The sequence below is a fragment of the Streptomyces sp. B21-105 genome (genome assembly GCF_036898465.1).
Taxonomy (GTDB): Bacteria; Actinomycetota; Actinomycetes; order Streptomycetales; family Streptomycetaceae; genus Streptomyces.
On record NZ_JARUMJ010000001.1, the window covers coordinates 5,380,597 to 5,398,383 of the forward strand.

General features: G+C 71.0%; 15 protein-coding genes and 1 pseudogene. 7 read left to right on the forward strand and 9 right to left on the reverse strand.

Annotated features, from left to right (window positions below):
- Nucleotides 1-83 precede the first annotated feature (83 nt).
- The 4 genes from QA802_RS24270 to hemB all read left to right on the forward strand — a co-directional run bounded on the left by QA802_RS24270 (nt 84) and on the right by hemB (nt 3,302).
- Complete coding sequence (locus tag QA802_RS24270; protein WP_334526454.1) at nt 84-527, forward strand: ATP-binding protein; 444 nt, start codon at nt 84-86, stop codon at nt 525-527.
- A 275-nt stretch (nt 528-802) separates the two neighbouring features.
- Nucleotides 803-1,882 carry a helix-turn-helix domain-containing protein gene (locus tag QA802_RS24275; RefSeq protein WP_334526457.1) on the forward strand — a complete coding sequence of 360 codons (1,080 nt, stop codon included), beginning with the start codon at nt 803-805 and terminating at the stop codon, nt 1,880-1,882.
- A gap of 57 nt (nt 1,883-1,939) precedes the next feature.
- Entirely contained in the window at nt 1,940-2,254 is a 315-nt protein-coding gene (locus QA802_RS24280; protein WP_334526460.1) for a hypothetical protein, read from the forward strand.
- Between the two features lie 55 nt (nt 2,255-2,309).
- On the forward strand, nt 2,310-3,302 hold the full coding sequence (gene hemB, locus QA802_RS24285) for a porphobilinogen synthase (RefSeq protein ID WP_334526463.1): 993 nt from the start codon (nt 2,310-2,312) through the stop codon (nt 3,300-3,302).
- On the opposite strand, the gene QA802_RS24290 is transcribed toward hemB, so the two are convergent.
- Nucleotides 3,299-3,526, reverse strand: coding sequence for a hypothetical protein (locus QA802_RS24290; RefSeq protein WP_334526466.1), 228 nt, complete (start codon nt 3,524-3,526; stop codon nt 3,299-3,301). The genes hemB and QA802_RS24290 overlap by 4 nt on opposite strands.
- Before the next feature lie 253 nt (nt 3,527-3,779).
- On the opposite strand from QA802_RS24290, the pseudogene QA802_RS24295 reads away from it, so the two are divergent.
- A pseudogene (locus QA802_RS24295) lies at nt 3,780-4,982 on the forward strand (aminotransferase-like domain-containing protein); the annotation flags it as partial.
- A gap of 158 nt (nt 4,983-5,140) precedes the next feature.
- On the opposite strand, the gene QA802_RS24300 reads toward QA802_RS24295, so the two are convergent.
- The 3 genes from QA802_RS24300 to argS all read right to left on the reverse strand — a co-directional run bounded on the left by QA802_RS24300 (nt 5,141) and on the right by argS (nt 8,150).
- Nucleotides 5,141-5,926, reverse strand: a complete 786-nt coding sequence (locus QA802_RS24300) for a DUF4253 domain-containing protein (protein WP_334526469.1) — start codon at nt 5,924-5,926, stop codon at nt 5,141-5,143.
- 95 nt (nt 5,927-6,021) lie between these two features.
- Nucleotides 6,022-6,177: a hypothetical protein gene (locus QA802_RS24305; RefSeq protein WP_334526472.1), complete on the reverse strand. Its 156-nt coding sequence runs from the start codon at nt 6,175-6,177 to the stop codon at nt 6,022-6,024.
- Nucleotides 6,178-6,377: 200 nt separating this feature from the next.
- The gene (gene argS / locus QA802_RS24310; RefSeq protein ID WP_334526475.1) at nt 6,378-8,150 is read right to left on the reverse strand and encodes an arginine--tRNA ligase; all 1,773 of its coding nucleotides are present in this window, start codon (nt 8,148-8,150) and stop codon (nt 6,378-6,380) included.
- Nucleotides 8,151-8,399: 249 nt separating this feature from the next.
- Between argS and lysS the strand changes: the two genes are divergently transcribed.
- On the forward strand, nt 8,400-10,172 hold the full coding sequence (gene lysS / locus QA802_RS24315; protein ID WP_334526478.1) for a lysine--tRNA ligase: 1,773 nt from the start codon (nt 8,400-8,402) through the stop codon (nt 10,170-10,172).
- Between the two features lie 66 nt (nt 10,173-10,238).
- Here lysS and QA802_RS24320 read toward each other — a convergent pair whose 3' ends face one another.
- The 3 genes from QA802_RS24320 to QA802_RS24330 all read right to left on the reverse strand — a co-directional run bounded on the left by QA802_RS24320 (nt 10,239) and on the right by QA802_RS24330 (nt 13,693).
- A complete protein-coding gene (locus QA802_RS24320; protein WP_334526481.1) occupies nt 10,239-11,624 on the reverse strand; it encodes a DUF2637 domain-containing protein in 1,386 nt (461 codons plus the stop codon).
- Nucleotides 11,625-11,700: 76 nt separating this feature from the next.
- Complete coding sequence (locus QA802_RS24325; RefSeq protein ID WP_334526484.1) at nt 11,701-12,687, reverse strand: DUF3558 domain-containing protein; 987 nt, start codon at nt 12,685-12,687, stop codon at nt 11,701-11,703.
- A gap of 118 nt (nt 12,688-12,805) precedes the next feature.
- A complete protein-coding gene (locus QA802_RS24330; protein ID WP_334526486.1) occupies nt 12,806-13,693 on the reverse strand; it encodes a DUF3558 domain-containing protein in 888 nt (295 codons plus the stop codon).
- A gap of 224 nt (nt 13,694-13,917) precedes the next feature.
- On the opposite strand from QA802_RS24330, the gene QA802_RS24335 reads away from it, so the two are divergent.
- Nucleotides 13,918-15,111 (forward strand): RtcB family protein, encoded by a 1,194-nt coding sequence (locus QA802_RS24335; RefSeq protein WP_334526489.1) that lies wholly within the window; start codon nt 13,918-13,920, stop codon nt 15,109-15,111.
- Between the two features lie 382 nt (nt 15,112-15,493).
- Here QA802_RS24335 and QA802_RS24340 read toward each other — a convergent pair whose 3' ends face one another.
- Together QA802_RS24340 and QA802_RS24345 are read right to left on the reverse strand one after the other, a co-directional pair.
- Nucleotides 15,494-16,750, reverse strand: coding sequence for a GNAT family N-acetyltransferase (locus QA802_RS24340; protein ID WP_334526492.1), 1,257 nt, complete (start codon nt 16,748-16,750; stop codon nt 15,494-15,496).
- Between the two features lie 42 nt (nt 16,751-16,792).
- A complete protein-coding gene (locus QA802_RS24345; RefSeq protein WP_334526495.1) occupies nt 16,793-17,569 on the reverse strand; it encodes an SDR family NAD(P)-dependent oxidoreductase in 777 nt (258 codons plus the stop codon).
- Nucleotides 17,570-17,787 lie beyond the last annotated feature (218 nt).

Genomic DNA, 17,787 nt, shown 5'->3' on the forward strand with positions numbered 1-17,787 from the left:
CCCCGTACGGCCCGGACGAAACCGCACGCCACACGGACAGACACCGTCCGCACGGGCTGCATTCCTTCACAGGTTACGTACATATGGACACGCTGAGTGACGTGAATCAGCAAACTGTGCGTGCCCCGCTCCACCACTTCTCCGTGCCGCTCTCCGCCACCCGGCGCGGCGCCCGTCTCGCCCGCCTCCTCGCGGCCGAGCAACTCGGCTCCTGGGGAGTGCCGTTGGATCCGGCCCGGCTCATCGTCGCCGAACTCGCCGCGAACGCGGCTCTGCACGGACGCGTGCCCGGGCGGAGCTTTCGCCTCACGCTCTCCGTCGTCCGGCCCGGAAGCTTGCGCGTAGAGGTCGCGGACACCCGGGGGGATCACCTGCCCGCCCCGGCCCGAGCGGGCGGCGACGCCCCCGCGGAGTCCGGCTACGGGCTCCGGCTCGTCGAGGAGTTGGCCGACCGGTGGGGTGTGCGGTGCGGGCCGCTGCCGTGCAAGAACGTGTGGGCGGAACTGGATTTCGACCCATGCCGGTGAACTCCGCACCGGAGCCCGGAAACACGGGACCCGGTGGGGCGAAGGCCGGTGCTGTGGGCGGTAAAGGATCAAAGCAACCGGGGAAAAAACCCTTCCAACCAAACCAAACCCCGTGTTTGTCACTCGGGTGGGTGAAACGGGCCGTTGTGACTGGCGTGGGAGTCGTCCCGCCGTGCACGCTCGGCACGAACGACCCCACACATGCATCGGCCCCCGCCGGGACTGCAATCCCAGTGCGAGGGCCTGACCATCGCAGGAAGAGAGCATTCTTCCCCATGGCTGCTACGAAGCCTATCGCTGCACCGCGCCCGACACAGTGCGTTCGGCGGAGTGCCACCCACTCCGGTGTCACCCACGTACGTGCGTTCCAGTCGAGCCACTACACGATTATCGGCAACCACCTCGCCCAGCACCAGGCGCTGTCGCTGACCGCGATCGGACTGGCCGTCCACATCCTGTCGCTGCCGCAGGGCGCCCCCGTCGACATCCGCAGCCTCGCCGACCGCTTCCCCGAAGGGCGGGATCGCATCGCCTTCGGGCTGCGGGAGCTGGAGGCGCACGGCTATCTGGAGCGGGTGCGTGAGCGCATGGACGGGGGCCGTTTCGTCACCCGTACGTACGCCTACAACGCCCCGGCGCTCACCCGGAGGCAGGCGGACGCGACGGAGGCGACGGAGGTACGGGACGCGCCGGTCGCTCCTGCCGCCGTCGTCGCCTGCGTCACTCCGGTCGCACCCGTGGCCCCGGTCGCGCCGGTCGTGGTCGCGGAAGCCGTAGTGGTCGAGGCGGCATGCGACACCGTCCCCGAAGAGGCTCCGACGCCGCCGTCCGAGCGGTTCGAAACCTCCGAACCGTCCGAACCGTCCGAACCGTCCGAACCCGTCGAATCCCTTGACCAGGGACCGCCCGGCAGCGAGCACCGTGACAAGGCCTTCGCCCTGCTCGCGGGCCTGCGCCGCATCGACTACCGGTTCACGCTCTCCGGAAAAGACGTGGAGAGTCTCGCCCCCGCCGTCGTCGCCTGGTTCGACAACGGCGCCTCCCGGTCCGCTGTGATCCACGCCATGACTGCCAACATTCCCGTCCCTCTGAAGTCTCCCGCCCGGTTCCTCGCCCACCGGCTCCGCGAAGGTCTCCCGCCGCCTCTGCCGGTGCTTCTGCCGTACGCGGATCCTTCCGGCACCCCGCCGACCGCCACCGCGTCGGACCGGCCGCCCCCCTGGGCGGATCCCTGGACGAACTGCGAGGGCGGCTGCACGCGCGTCTTCCGGGAGTCGGCGCCCGTCAAGTGCTGTCGCGAGTGCCGTGCGCGCAGAGCGGCAGCGTCACCGAAGTCGCCGGTTCGCACTGTCTGAGCCCTTACGCAGCCCCGGAACCACTCCCGGCTGACACCACTCCCGAGGAAGCAGCCCATGCCCGACGACATGACCCACTCCGCCTACGCGCGCGTGTACCGAGTCCTTCTCGAAGCGGCCGGGGACCTCGAGACCCTGAAGAGGGAGGGTGCCGAGGTCGGCGTGGAGCCGCACGCCGGTGGCGCTCTGATGGCGGTCAGACTCGCAACGGCCGTGCTGTATCCCAGGGTGACCTGCCAGACGCCGCCCTGGTCCCAGGACACCGACCGGCTGCTGGACCTGTGCGTCAACTGGCGTGACGCCGCGTTCGAGGTGGGTGAGTTCGCGCCGGAGGCCGACCTGCGTCTCGTGCAGGGCGGAGAGGACCGGTGAGGGGCCGACGAGGCGTCGGCAAAGGGGCTGCCGGGCCGGGCGTAGCGTAGGGCGTATGACGACGTACGGATCCTTTCCCGGGACGCGGCCCCGGCGGCTGCGCACCACTCCCGTCATGCGGCGCATGGTCGCGGAGACGCGGTTGCATCCGGCCGACTTCATCCTTCCCGCGTTCGTGCGGGAGGGCGTGAGCGAGCCGGTGCCGATCACGGCGATGCCGGGGGTCGTGCAGCACACGCGGGACAGTCTGAAGAAGGCCGCGCTGGAGGCCGTCGAGGCGGGGGTCTCCGGGATCATGCTGTTCGGGGTGCCGGAGGAGTCCAAGAAGGACGCCCTCGGGACGCCGGGGACCGACCCGGAGGGGATTCTGCAGGTCGCCCTGCGCGACGTCCGCGCCGAGGTGGGGGACGACCTGCTCGTCATGTCCGACCTGTGCCTGGACGAGACGACCGACCACGGGCACTGCGGTGTGCTGGACGCGGAGGGGCGCGTCGACAACGACGCCACCCTCGAGCGGTACGCGGAGATGGCGCAGGTGCAGGCCGACGCCGGCGCTCACGTGGTGGGGCCCAGCGGGATGATGGACGGGCAGATCGGGGTCGTCCGCGACGCGCTCGACCAGATCGGGCGGGAGGACGTCTCGATCCTCGCGTACACCGCCAAGTACGCGTCCGCCTTCTACGGGCCCTTCCGGGAGGCCGTCGGCTCCGCGCTGAAGGGCGACCGCAAGACGTACCAGCAGGACCCGGCCAACCTCCGCGAGTCGATGCGCGAACTCGCCCTCGACCTGGAGGAGGGCGCGGACATGGTCATGGTCAAGCCGGCCGGCCCCTACCTCGACGTCCTCGCCCGGGTCGCCGACGCCGTGGACGTGCCGGTCGCCGCCTACCAGATCTCCGGCGAGTACTCGATGATCGAGGCCGCCGCCGAGAAGGGCTGGATCGACCGGGACCGGGCGATCCTCGAGACGCTGACCGGGATCAAGCGGGCCGGCGCCCAGAACATCCTCACCTACTGGGCCACCGAGGCGGCCCGGAAACTGCGCTAGCTCCGGTCACCGGAGCCGGAGCCGGTCACCGGGCCGGGGCCGGTCAGGGTGCCGGAGCCGGTCACCGGGCCGGAGCCGTTCAGGGTGCTGGAGTCGGACGGGCCCTCGTCGCGCAGGCCCTCGCCGTCCTGGCACGCGGTGAGCGTGAGCGCCGCGGCGGCGGTGAGCGCGACGGCGAGCAGACGGACGCGACGCCGGGTGGGGGGATCGGGGCGATGGGACATGGGGCAAGCCTGTGCCGTACGGCTCGCGCCTTCCACATCCGTGGCCCGATTCGGGACGCCGGAACGGTCCCACGGCGTCCTACCTGCGTGAACGCCGCGCATGCGGGACGGGGTGTGGGACGCCCGGCGGCCTGCGGAGCCGCCCGCAGCCGCCGGGGGCGGACACATCGGCGGCGCAGGCGCCCGGCTTCCGGGGCCGTCCACATTCCAGAAACCCGGGTGTAGACGGCACGTATATCCCTAGGGTGCGGACATGACTGTCGCATCCGTGTCCGCGCCCCGCTCGGTTCCCCCGCTCGCCGCCCGCAGCCGGTCGATCGGCGGCTCGCCCGTGCGGGACATCCTCGCCGTCACCGCCCGCCCTGAGGTGATCAACTTCGCGGGCGGACTGCCCGCGCCCGAACTCTTCGACCGCGAAGGCGTGGCGGCCGCCTTCCGGTACGTGCTGGAAGAGGCCCCGGCGCAGGCCCTGCAGTACTCCACGACCGAGGGCGAACCGGCCCTGCGGGAACGGCTCGCCGCCCGGACGACGGCCCGCGGGCTGCCCACCGCCGCCGACGACCTCCTCGTCACGACCGGCTCCCAGCAGGCGCTGTCCCTGCTGGCGAGCGCGCTGCTCGACCCCGGCGACACCGTCCTCGTCGAGGCTCCCTGCTATCTGGCCGCCCTCCAGGTCTTCGGCCTCGCGGGAGCGCGGATCCTCGCCGTGCCCGGCGACGCGGACGGTCCCGACCCCGAGGCGCTCGCGGATCTCGTCGTCCGCGAACGGCCCAAGCTGCTCTACACCGTCCCCACCTTCCAGAACCCGACCGGCCGCACCCTCCCCGCCGGACGCCGCGCCGCCCTCGCCTCCGTCGCCGCCCGGCACGGCCTGTGGATCGTGGAGGACGACCCCTACGGCGAACTCCGCTACGACGGCGCACGCGTGCCCTGGATCGCCGCCCACCCCGACGCCCGCGACCGCACGGTCCTGCTCGGCTCCTTCTCCAAGGTCATGGCCCCCGGCATACGGCTGGGCTGGCTGCGTGCCCCCGCCGCACTGCTGCGGGCCTGCGTCGTCGCCAAGCAGGCCGCCGACCTGCACACGCCGACCGTCAACCAGCTCGCCGCCGCCCGCTACCTGGCCGTCGAGGACCTCGACGCCCATGTGGGCCGGGTGGCCTCCGTGTACCGCGAACGGCGCGACGCCATGCTGGCGGGGCTGGGTGCGGCACTGCCGGACGGGTCGGTGTGGAACACGCCCGAGGGCGGCATGTTCCTGTGGGCCCGCCTCCCCGACGCGTACGACACCACGGCCCTCCTTCCGCAGGTCGTCGCCCAGGACGTCGCCTATGTGCCGGGCGCCCCCTTCTACGCGGGCGACGCCGACCGCTCGACGCTGCGCCTGTGCTTCGTGACGCAGACGCCGCAGGAGATCGCGGAGGGGCTGCGCAGGCTGGAGCGCGGACTCAAGGGGGGCCGGCCCCCACGGGAGGCCCTGGAGGTTCTGGAGGTTCTGGTGGACTTTGCGGGCGAGGGTGGGTCAGGGGGGACCGGCGAGGCTGGCGCAACTGGCAGGGCAGACCTGACCGGCACGGCAGGCGTGACCGGCGAGGCGGCCGTGGGCCGGGTCTGTCAGTCCCACCAGAAGGACCAGGTGTGCTCGCCGACGAGCTGCTTCGCGTAGGACGCCAGGTCTCCCTCGCCCTGCAGCACGTTGTCCGGGCAGAACGCGAAGTGCTCGGCCGCCACGGCTGCCGCATCCGCGGGCGTGGCGGGCGGCGCGGCAACGGAGAGCACGAGCACGTCGAAGCCGAGCCCGACGACCCGTATGCCGAAGCGGTCCTCCCACGAGCGCAGCACCGCGCAGAGGCGAGCCGTGTCGTTCTCGTGGTTGGCCGGTCCCGTCCAGCCGAGTGCCGCCGGCACGTCCGCGCTGCGGCGCGCCGGGACCAGGGCGAGATGAGGTGCCGCGAAGAGGGAACTGCCCTCGCCGGCCAGCGAGTCGGCGACCTGCGCGGCGCGCACGTCCGGATCGGAGGCGAGGGTGAGGCCGTCGGCCAGGCCCGGCCACTCCTCGCCGTCGGCCGCGCACTCCTCCCAGAACTCCGCGAGCACGTCCTCCGCGTCGTGATCGCCCGGGTACGACATCTCCCCGGGCATCAACTCCCACTCCTCCGGGCCGCCTTGGGAGCCGCCCAGGTCGACCAGTACCGGCAGCAACCCCGCCCGCCCCGAACTCCCTCCGAGCGCCGCCCAGTTGCCTGGCGCCGCCGACCGCTGCGCATGCCACAGCAACGGCTCGTGCCAAGGCCCCTCGTCGGTCGCGTCGATCAGTCTCCCCGGAGGGAGCTGCAGCCCGAGGGAGCGCCCGCTCGGATCGGACGCGAGCTTTGGCAGCGGGTTGGGAAGAGTCGCCATGGTGGTGACTGTAGGGGCAGCCACTGACATCGCCGTGGGCAGGCGGCGACAGCCGAAGGCCTCGACCGTGCTCCAGCCCGCCGCCCGGACGGTGGTCAGCGGGGCTTTCTGGCGCGTAGGCGATATGTCAGCCAGATGCCCAGGCCGATCAGCGGCAGCACCACGGCGGCCGGGATGAGCACGCCGGCCCCTCCGATCAGCACGAGGCCGATCAGTGCATCAGCGACCGACGGGCCGTCCGCGCCACCCAACTGTTCCTCCTCGCGCCCGCGTTCCCCGTGCAGTGCGTTCCGGAGGAGGACGCGTGGGTGCGCCGAGTCGGTTCCGGCATGGCCTGGACATGCGTTCCTGCGGACGACTGCGGCCCGTCCTCCGGGAGAGAACGGGCCGCGGGTGCGTCATGGCGTTGTGGCGGCGTGGCGGCGTGGTGTTGTACCGGATGCCGGACGGTTCAGAGCTTTCCGGGGGTCCGGATGCCCAGCAGGGCCATGCCCAGGTGGAGCGTGCGGCCCGTCAGGTCGACCAGGAACAGACGGTTCTCGACGACCTCCGGCGCGTTGTCGGGCGACAGCACGTGGCACTGGTCGTAGAACGTCGTCAGATGCGAGGCCAGCTGGTAGAGGTACGCCGCCAGCTTGTGCGGCGCGTACTCCGCCGCGACCTCCGCCACCAGCTCGCCGAACTGGTCCAGGTGCAGGCCCAACGCCCGCTCCGCCGGGGCCAGTTCGAGCTCCGGGTGGGCGGCCGGTCGGGCCTCGCCCGCCTTGCGCAGGATCGACTGGATACGGGCGTACGCGTACTGCAGGTACACGGACGTGTCGCCGTTCAGCGACACCATCTGGTCCAGGTCGAACTTGTAGTCGCGGACCGCCGACGTCGACAGGTCGGCGTACTTCACCGCGCCGATGCCCACGTACCGGCCGTTCTCGACGACCTCCTCGTCCGTCAGCCCGACCTTCTCGCGCTTCTCGCCGACGACGGCCGTCGCCCGGTCCACCGCCTCGTCGAGGAGGTCGACCAGCTTCACCGTCTCGCCCTCACGGGTCTTGAACGGCTTGCCGTCCTTGCCCAGCACCGTGCCGAACGCCAACTGGTGCGCCTTGACGTCCTCGTTCAGCCAGCCCGCCCTGCGCGCCGTCTCGAAGACCATCTTGAAGTGCAGCGACTGACGGGCGTCCACGACATAGAGCAGCGTGTCCGCCTTGATGTCGAAGACACGGTCGCGGATCGCCGACAGGTCCGTCGCCGCGTAGCCGTAGCCGCCGTCCGACTTCTGCACGATCAGCGGGACCGGGTTGCCGTCCGGGCCCTTGACGTCCTCGAAGAAGACGCAGAGCGCGCCCTCCGAGCGGACCGCCACCCCCGACTCCTCCAGGAGCCGGCAGGTCTCCGCCAGCATGTCGTTGTAGCCCGACTCGCCGACGATGTCCGGGTCCCGGATCTCGATGTCGAGCTTCTCGAAGACCGAGAAGAAGTAGATCTTCGACTCGTCGACGAACTTCTGCCAGGTCGCGAGCGTGTGCGGGTCGCCCGCCTGGAGGTCGACCACCCGGCGACGGGCCCGCGTCTTGAACTCCTCGTCGGAGTCGAACAGCTTGCGGGCCTTCTTGTAGAGGCGGTCGAGGTTCGACATCGCCTCCTCGCCGCTGACCTGGGATTCCTTGTGGTCCAGCTCGTGCGGGTGCTCGTCCAGGAACTGGATGAGCATGCCGAACTGGGTGCCCCAGTCGCCGATGTGGTGGCGGCGCACGACCGTCTCGCCCGTGAACTCCAGGATCTGCACCACCGCGTCGCCGATGACCGCCGACCGCAGGTGACCGACGTGCATCTCCTTCGCCACGTTCGGCTGCGCGTAGTCGATGACGGTGGTGCCCGGCTTCGCCGCGTGCGGCACGCCGAGGCGGGCGGTGTCGTCGGCGTAGCGCGCCGCCAGGTTCTCGGTGATCGCCCGGTCGGTGATCGTCACGTTCAGGAAGCCGGGGCCCGAGACCTCGATCTCCTTGATCACGTCACCGGTGACGACCTGCGCGACCACCTGCGCCGCCAGCTCCCGCGGGTTGGCCTTCGCCTTCTTCGCGAGGGCAAGGATGCCGTTGGCCTGGAAGTCGGCCCGGTCGCTTCGTCGCAGCAGCGGGTCGGCGGGGCCGGCCTCCGGCAGGGCTGCCGTGAGGGCCGTCGCGAGACGCTGGTGGACCGAAGCGGTGAGGGACGTTACCGGGGCCATAGGAGTGGGTGCCGTTCTCCTGGTGGGGATGGATAGACACGGCCAGTATCCCATGGGGGTAAAGCGGTTTTCCCGGGCGCGGGGAGGCGGCAGGCGCGGAGCCGGGGAGGCGGAAGGCAGCCGTGGGCCGGGGCGTGTGGCGGGGTGCGGGGCACGGTCTCGTAAAGGGGTTTTCGCGGTTGCGGGCGGAGCTGGGAGAATGGGGGCTCCAGCCGTCGACCGTACCGGCTGCCCCGGAGAAAGAAGGACGTGCCGATCGTGGCTCAGAGCACCGAGACCACCGACTGGGTCTCCCGTTTCGCGGACGAGGTCATCGAAGAGTCGGAGCGTCGGGCCCCCGGCAAACCTGTGGTGGTCGCCTCCGGACTGTCCCCCTCCGGCCCCATCCACCTCGGCAACCTCCGCGAGGTCATGACCCCGCACCTCGTCGCCGACGAGATCCGCCGCCGCGGACACCAGGTACGCCATCTCATCTCGTGGGACGACTACGACCGCTACCGCAAGGTCCCCCAGGGCGTCCCGGGCGTCGACGACTCCTGGGCCGAGCACATCGGCAAGCCGCTGACCTCCGTCCCGGCCCCGCAGGGCTCGTCCCACCCGAACTGGGCCGAGCACTTCAAGGCCGCGATGACGGCGTCGCTCGCCGAACTCGGCGTCGAGTTCGACGGCATCAGCCAGACCGAGCAGTACACCTCGGGCGTCTACCGCGAGCAGATCCTGCACGCGGTCAGGCACCGCGCCGACATCGACGCGATCCTCGACCAGTACCGCACCAAGAAGGCCCCGGCGAAGAAGCAGCAGCAGAAGCCGCTCGACGAGGCCGAGCTGGAAGCCGCCGAGGGCTCCGGCGCGGCCGACGAGGAGGACGGCTCCTCCGGCACCGCCGGCTACTTCCCGTACAAGCCCTACTGCGGCAACTGCGAGAAGGACCTCACCACCGTCACCTCCTACGACGACGACACCACCGAACTGACCTACGCCTGCACCGCGTGCGGCTTCTCGGAGACCGTCCGGCTCAACGAGTTCAACCGCGGCAAGCTGGTCTGGAAGGTCGACTGGCCCATGCGGTGGGCCTACGAGGGCGTCGTCTTCGAGCCCTCCGGCGTCGACCACTCCTCGCCCGGGTCCTCGTTCCAGGTCGGCGGGCAGATCGTCGGGATCTTCGGCGGCAAGCAGCCCATCGGGCCCATGTACGCCTTCGTCGGCATCAGCGGCATGGCGAAGATGTCGTCGTCCAGGGGCGGCGTGCCCACCCCCGGCGACGCGCTGAAGATCATGGAACCGCAGCTCCTGCGCTGGCTCTACGCCCGCCGCCGCCCCAACCAGTCCTTCAAGATCGCCTTCGACCAGGAGATCCAGCGGCTCTACGACGAGTGGGACAAGCTCGACGCCAAGGTCGCTGGGGGCACCTCCCAGGCCTTCGGCTCTGGGGGAGGCTCCGCCCTGCCCGGCGACGTCGCCGCACACGCGCGTGCGGTACGCACCGCCGGCGCCGAGCTGCCGCGCACCCCGCGGCCGCTGCCCTACCGCACCCTGGCCTCCGTCGCCGACATCACCGCCGGCGAGCAGGAGCAGGCCCTGCGCATCCTGAGCGAACTCGACCCGGACAACCCCCTCGCCTCCCTCGACGAGGCCCGGCCCCGGTACGACAAGGCCGAGGCGTGGATCAACACGCACGTCCCCGCCGACCAGCGCACCATCGTGCGCCAGGAGCCGGACGCCGAACTGCTCAAGTCCCTCGACGAGGCCGCCCAGCAGTCCCTGCGGCTCCTGCTCGACGGACTCGCCGCCAACTGGTCCCTCGACGGCCTCACCCACCTCGTCTACGGCGTTCCCAAGGTCCAGGCCGGCTTCTCCGCCGACGCCACGCCCAAGGAACTCCCGCCGGAGATCAAGACCGCCCAGCGCACGTTCTTCGCCCTGCTCTACCACCTGCTGGTGGGACGGGACACCGGGCCCCGCCTGCCCACCCTGCTGCTGGCCGTCGGCCAGGACCGGGTACGCGCCCTGCTCGGGGAGTAGGCCCGGCCGGACGGCGGAGGGGGCGCCCGGTGCTGACACCGGGCGCCCCCTCCGCCGTCCCCACCGCTACGCGATGTGATCCTCTTCGAGTTCCGCCGCGTGACGGTTCTGGAAACGCATCACCATGCGCTTGGCCTCGGCGTCGAGCAGCGGAGCGCCGAACGTCGCCTCCACGTCGTCGCTGAACTGACTCGGCGTCGGGTAGCCGCCGATGCTTATCGACTGCTTGAAGACCTGGTAGTACGCCTCCTCGTCCGGCTCGACGAGCGGAGTCCCACCACCCTCGCCCAGCTCACGGCTGCGCCCCGGACCCACCGGGATCGGGAACGAACCCGTCTCCTCCGGAGAGGGCTCCTGGGCCGGGGGCTCCTCCTGGTACTGGTCCGCGTACTGCTCGGCGTCCCGCTGCTCCTCGTACCAGTCGGCGTACTGCTCCGCGGGGTCGTACGTGGGGTCGTAACCGCCCTGGTAGGTGACCTCGTGCGGCATCGCCTGGAACCAGGGGCTCTGCTCCTCCGCCGACAGCCCGGGCCGACCGGGTTGCCCGGACGGCTGCCGCGCCTGCCGGGGCAGTGGCTGCTGCGGGTGCTGCGGCTGCTGCGGGGACACCGGCGTCGCCGGTCCCTGGAGCTGAGCCGGGGCCTGCGACTGCACCTGTGACGGTGACTGCGCCTGTGACGGCAGCTGCGGCTGTGCCTGCAGCTGCCCCTGCCCCTGTGCCTGCATCTGCGCCTGGGTCGGCATCGGCGGGAGCAGGGCGGGCTCGATGCCCGCCGCCGCCAGCCCCGCCGGAGCGGTCTCCGCCAGCGGAACGCCGTAACGGGCCAGCCGCAGCGGCATCAACGACTCCACCGGCGCCTTGCGCCGCCAGGCACGGCCGAAGCGCGAACGCAGCCGCGCCTGGTAGACGAGACGTTCCTGCTCCAGCTTGATCACCTGGTCGTAGGAACGCAGCTCCCACAGCTTCATACGACGCCACAGCAGGAACGTCGGCACCGGAGAGAGCAGCCAGCGCGTGATGCGCACGCCCTCCATGTGCTTGTCCGCCGTGATGTCCGCGATGCGGCCGATCGCGTGCCGGGCCGCCTCCACCGACACCACGAACAGGATCGGGATCACCGCGTGCATGCCCGTGCCGAGCGGGTCCGGCCAGGCCGCCGCACCGTTGAACGCGATCGTCGCCGCCGTCAGCAGCCACGCCGTCTGGCGCAGCAGCGGGAACGGAATGCGGATCCACGTCAGCAGCAGATCCAGGGCCAGCAGGACGCAGATACCCGCGTCGATGCCGATCGGGAACACATACGAGAAGTTCCCGAAACCCTTCTCCAGGGCCAGCTCACGGACGGCCGCGTACGAACCGGCGAAGCCGATGCCGGCGATGATCACAGCGCCGGTCACGACCACGCCGATGAGAACGCGGTGCGTCCGGGTCAGCTGTATTCGCTCGGACACCCGTACTCCCCTCCCCTTGCGTGCTCTTGCGCGCAACAGGGTGGCACATGTGTGCGGTGCACGCCTTTCTGGACCGTCAGCTCTTCGCGGACGCGGTCGTCTTCGGAGCCGCCGCGGCCGCCTTGGACGCCGTCGCCTTCGGGGTCGCCGACGGCGGTAGCGAGGCCCCCTGACCCGGCGAGACGGACGCCGACTTCGACGGGGACGGGGAGGCCGAACCCGCCGACGAACCCGCCGAACTCCCGCCGCCGTCCACGCCGTTGGCCGACCGCACGGACGCCACCACGTCCTTGACGGCCTTCTGCGCGGACGCCGACAGCGCGTCCGCGCTGGGCACCTTGTCACCCGCCAGACCGGCACCGTTGTAGTCCAGCGTGACGACGACGTTCTCCACCCGCGCCACCACCGTCTGCTGCTTGAAGGCGCCCTCGGCCTTCTTCAGGTCGTAACGCACCAGCGTCGCCTCGTCGCCCGCCCCCGCGACCGGCTGCGACTTCGCGTTCTTCGCGCCCGCCACCGCCTGGGAGTCCTTCACCTGCTTCGCGTAGTACGTCTTCGCCTGCGACTCGCCGTCGCCGGTCGTCGCGTCCGACTCGAACCGCAGCAGCGACACGTTCAGCCAGCGGAACTGCGAACCCTTGACCCCGTTGTTGGCCAGGCTCGACCACGAACAGCTCGCCCGGTCGGCGGTGTCCCCGGTCGTCCCCTCCTTGCCGGAGGTGACCCCCTTCGGCACCAGCTCGGTCAGCGTCTTCTTCGACACCACCGCGCACGCCTCCGGCAGCTTCTGGTAGGCGGCGGCCTGCACGGTCGGGGTGGCGCTCGCGGCGGAACCCGCACTGCCGCCGGTGGCCGCGGCGGCGTCCTTCGAGCCGTCCTTCGAGCCGTCGTCCGAGCCGGAGTCCGAGGAGCAGCCCGCGGCGATCAGCATCACCGGGACGGCGACCGCGGCTGCCAGGAGGCGGTTGAGCCCTCCCGTGCGCCTCGCTCGCCCGTCACGCTCCTCGCGCTCGTTGAACTGGCCGTCTCGCTGGGCTCGTCGCTGCATGGTTCCTTCACTCATGACGCTCGTGGTTCCTGCGGTCGGATCGGGTCCGAGGAGCCACCGTACGCGGTGAAGACTCTGTGCGGTTCCGCTTCGAAAGCTTGGCGGGCGGGTCACGAACCGCCCCGAAACGACCTCAGCCGGCCAGTGAGTCGACCAACTGCGCGGCCAGTTTCCGGGCCTTGTCCTGCATTTCCTCACTGTCCGGCGTCACGCCCACTGTTGCCGGCTGCTCCTCGTACCGGATGGTCACCAGGACGTTGGACGTGCGGAACGCCACAGTCACCGTGCGCTGCTTGACCGTCGAACCGGAACTCCCGAGCGCGTCGTCGACGAACGCCTCGTCGCCGAGGTCGTCCAGCAACCGGGGCTGCAGATCGGCCGGCGCGACCGTCGAGGAGGCCGAGGCGGAGGCCGACGGCGAGGCGGCGGCCGGCGACGAGGCGGCGGCCGGCGGCGAGGCGGCGGCCGGCGACGATGACGAGGTCGACGTCGAGGCGCCCGCGCTGGGCGAACCCGTGGCGCCCGTGGCACTCGTGGAGGGGGACGCGCCGGCCGTGGTGGACGCGGCGGGCGCCGGCAGGTCGGCCGCCGTCACCTTCTTCGCGAAGAGCGTCTCCGCCTGCGAGTCGTCGCTCACGGCGTTGTCATAGGAGACGACCCGCTCGAAATCGACGAGGAGATGATCGGTGGCGTCCGCCGACTCCACCTTCCAACGGCACCCCACCTTGCGGTCCGTGTCGTAGGTCAGCGTCGCCTCGCCGGCGTAGGCCGTCTCGCGCAGGGCCGCGTCGGTGAGCTGCCGGATGCCGGGAAGCAGGGAGTCGAGGGTGGCCCGGCTCACCACGCCGCATGCCTCCGGCAGCGTCGCGTACTTGCCGGGCCGGGCGGCGGGCGCCGACATGCCTGCCTCGCCCGGGTTGGAGTTGTCGTCCGAGCCGGTGTCGTCCGAGCCGCCGGTGCAGCCGGCCAGCAGCGCCGCGAGGAGCGCGACGACGCCGGGTACGTAGGCCTTCCGCTGCACGGACGGCTCCTCTCGACGGTCACTTCGGGATGTGTTCGGGATGTGTTCGGTCTTCGGGCCCGCGTCCCCGCTGGTTAATCGCTTGCCGGGCGGGGGCGGCCCCTGCAGACAATGTGTATCGCACGCACCACCGTGGATGCCGGTTGGCAGTCCGATTTCGTCGACCATGGCACCGGTTTTGCGACTTGAGACTTTTGTTGGTTGTCCCGGGGGGATGAGGGCATATGTCGTACGTGGAAATGCCGGGCGCGAGAGTGCCCATCCGTATGTGGACCGACCCGGCGTCGGTCGAGGAGGGCGCGCTGCAGCAGCTGCGCAACGTGGCCACCCTGCCCTGGATCAAGGGCCTGGCGGTCATGCCGGACGTCCACTACGGCAAGGGCGCCACGGTCGGCTCGGTCATCGCCATGCGCGGGGCCGTCTGTCCGGCGGCGGTGGGGGTCGACATCGGGTGCGGGATGTCGGCGGTCAAGACGTCGTTGACGGCGAACGATCTGCCGGGGGACCTGTCCCGGCTGCGCTCGAGGATCGAGCAGGCCGTTCCGGTGGGGCGGGGGATGCACGACGACCCCGTGGATCCGGGACGGTTCCACGGCCTGGCCACCGGCGGCTGGGACGACTTCTGGGGCCGTTTCGACGACGTCGCGGAGACGGTGAGGTTCCGCCGCGAACGCGCGGGCAGGCAGATGGGGACGCTGGGAGCGGGAAATCATCACTGTGAGTTCTCGCTCGACACCGAGGGTTCCGTGTGGCTCACGCTGCATTCCGGTTCCCGGAACATCGGCAAGGAACTGGCGGAACACCACATCGGTGTTGCCCAGAAACTCCCGCACAACCAGGGTTTGGTCGACCGCGACCTCGCGGTGTTCGTCTCGGACACTCCGCAGATGGCTGCCTACCGGCACGACCTCTACTGGGCGCAGCAGTACGCGAAGTACAACCGCACGATCATGATGGCGCTCCTGAAGGACGTGGTCCGCAAGGAGTTCAAGAAGGCGAAGCCGACCTTCGAGAGGGAGGTCAGCTGTCATCACAACTACGTGGCGGAGGAACGCTACGAAGGGGTGGACCTCCTGGTCACCCGGAAGGGTGCGATCCGGGCGGGCTCCGGCGACCTCGGAATCATCCCCGGTTCCATGGGTACCGCCACCTACATCGTGAAGGGCCTGGGCAACGAGAAGGCCTTCAACTCGGCGTCGCACGGCGCGGGTCGCCGCATGAGCCGGACGGCGGCCAGGCGCCGCTTCTCGACGAAGGACCTGGAGATGCAGACACGGGGCGTGGAGTGCCGCAAGGACTCCGGAGTGGTGGACGAGATCCCTGGCGCCTACAAGAACATCGACCAGGTGATGGACCAGCAGCGTGATCTGGTCCAGGTCGTGGCGAAGCTGAAGCAGTTCATCTGCGTGAAGGGCTGACGTGTGGAGGGGCCCGAGCTGTGGTGCCGCTCGGCCCCCTCAGTTCACTGATCGCCTGTCGGCAGCGGGATTTTTCCGGTCCGGTGTCGCCAGAGGCGCAAGGCGCAGCTCTGGACAGTTCTGTTCAGTGCCTCGGCGGCCGAGTCGGCGTCTCCGCTTGCAAGAAGCCGAACATGTACGCGTACTCCGGGACCGTCAGGTCCATGAAACGTCGGGCGCTAGGCTCGCAGTCAGCCATGAGGAAGTCTGCCTTCCTTGCTGGTCAGGCCCTCGCCTGGGATGCCGCCCGGGCGAGGGTCGTCGTGTGTGACGTGTCTGGCGCGAGCCCAGGTCGCCAGTTCGCCCGCCGATCGGGTGATCGGCGACATTCACTCGTGTGGGTTCAGGGGAGGCGTTTTTCCAGGAGGGTTACTGCGTAGGGGCTGCCTGTGCCGCCGTCCTTTGCTCGCTGTTCGCCTACGACGGTGTAGCCCGCCGACTCGTAGTAGGTGCGCAGGCGGGGGTTGGAGGAGAGGCAGTCGAGGCGGGCGTAGGGGCGGCCGGCGGCGGTGACGCGGGACTCGGCGTGGGCCAGCAGCCTGCGGCCGGCGCCGGGCGGGGCGGTGTGCGGGGCCGTCATCAGGCGGTGGATGTAGCCCGCCTCGGGCGGACGGGGGCCCCAGGCCGCCGGGTCGTCCCACCAGAGTTCGTAGCCGCCGGTGAGGGCGGCGCCGGTGTGCGCCAGCCAGACCTCGCCCTCGCGCATGCGGTCGAGGAAGTGGGCCTCGGTCTTCTCGCCCGGCAGCCATTGCCGGATGCCGCGGGCCAGTTGCCACAGGGCGGCCGTGTCGCGCAGGCGGACCAGCGCAGCGGCGTCGGCGGGGGCGGCCCGGCGGTAGACCGGCTCCGGCCAGGTGGTGGGGAGCGGTTCGAGGAGGCCGGAGCGCAGCGCGGTGGACAGTTCGGCCGCGTTCAGGCCCAGGGCGTGCGTCACGTACGCCTCGACCGAGCCGTGGCGCTCGCGCAGGGCCGCCAGGAACAGGCGCATCGCCGCCTCGGGGGCGCGGCCGAAGGCCGGCCAGGACGGGGAGCGGCCGTCGTTGCGGGCCCGCCAGTCGTCCAGCAGGGCCCGGGTCGCCAGTTCGGTCAGGCTGAAGTCCTCGATGATCGTCTCGTCCGGGACGCCGAGGAGGGCGAGGACCAGGGCGGCGAGCTGGCCGGTGCGGTCCTTGCCGGAGGCGCAGTGGAAGACCAGGCCTTCCTCCGACTCGGCCACCAGGCGCAGTGCCGCCGCGATCTCCTTGACGCCGTCCTCGGCGACCTCCATGTAGCGGGCGCTGAGGTAGGGGCCGGGGTCGAGGTCCGGGGTCAGTGCCGCCTGGTTGTAGGGGCGGTGCTCGATGCTGAGGTTCTGGTAGGCGAAGGAGTCGTGCCGGGGGACGCGGCCCCGTGCCTCGATCTCGAAGGGATGCCGCAGGTCGATCACGGTGCCGATGCCGAGGGCGAGGAAGCGGTCCCAGTCGGGGCTGCCGGCCGTGAGTTTGCCGAGGGAGTCGGATCGGAACAAGCGTCCCGGGCGGACCCGATGGCCGGTTCCGGTGCGATATCCGCCCAGGTCACGGAAGTTGTGCAGCGTCTTGAACGGTATGTGTCGGTCCACGGACCAGACCTTATGTCGGTGGCAGGTGCCGGCGCGGCGGGCTCACAGCTCGCGGTGGACCTTGGTGTTGGACGCCTGGGCACGGGGGCGCAGGACGAGGAGGTCGACGTTGACGTGGCTGGGGCGGGTCACCGCCCAGGCGATCGTCTCGGCGACGTCGGAGGCGGTGAGGGGTTCGGCTACGCCCTCGTAGACCTTGGCGGCCCGGTCCTGGTCGCCGCCGAAGCGGGTGAGGGCGAACTCGTCGGTCTTCACCATGCCGGGGGCGATCTCGATGACCCGGACGGGCTGCCCGACGATCTCCAGGCGGAGGGTCTCGGCGAGGACGTGCGCGCCGTGCTTGGCGGCGACATAGCCCGCGCCGCCCTCGTACGTGCCGAGCCCGGCGGTGGAGGACACCACGACCACGGTTCCGTCGCCGCTCGCCACGAGCTGGGGGAGGAGGGCCTGGGTGACGTTCAGGGTGCCGAGGACGTTCGTCTCGTACATGGTGCGCCAGTCGGCGGGGTCGCCGGTGGCGACGGGGTCGGCGCCGAGTGCGCCGCCGGCGTTGTTGACGAGCACGCCGATCGTGCGGAAGGCGGTGGCGAACTCGTCGACGGCGGCGCGGTCGGTGACGTCCAGTTGGTAGGCCGTCGCGGAGCCGCCCGAGCGGGTGATCTCCTCGGCGAGCGCCTCGATGCGGTCCTTGCGTCGGGCGGTCAGGACGATGCGGTAGCCGGCCGCGGCGAGTTCCCGGGCGGTCGCGGCGCCGATTCCGCCGCTCGCACCGGTGACGACGGCGATGCGGGACGCGGTGGACGGTGCGGCGGGGGCCATGGACTGCTCCTCGGACGGGGGCGGGACGGGGTCGGCTGGGCTACGGCCAGGATAGGCGGGCGGTGTGTGCGGTCGGTCGGGGGTCTGGGCCGGGGCCGTGCCGGTGACGTCACCTGGTCGGGACGTCACCTGGCGGGGCGTCTGGTGGGTGCGTCGTACGATCTGCGGACGGCAGACGACGAGGGCGCCGGCGACCCGGCTGGTCGGCCGGGTGGAGG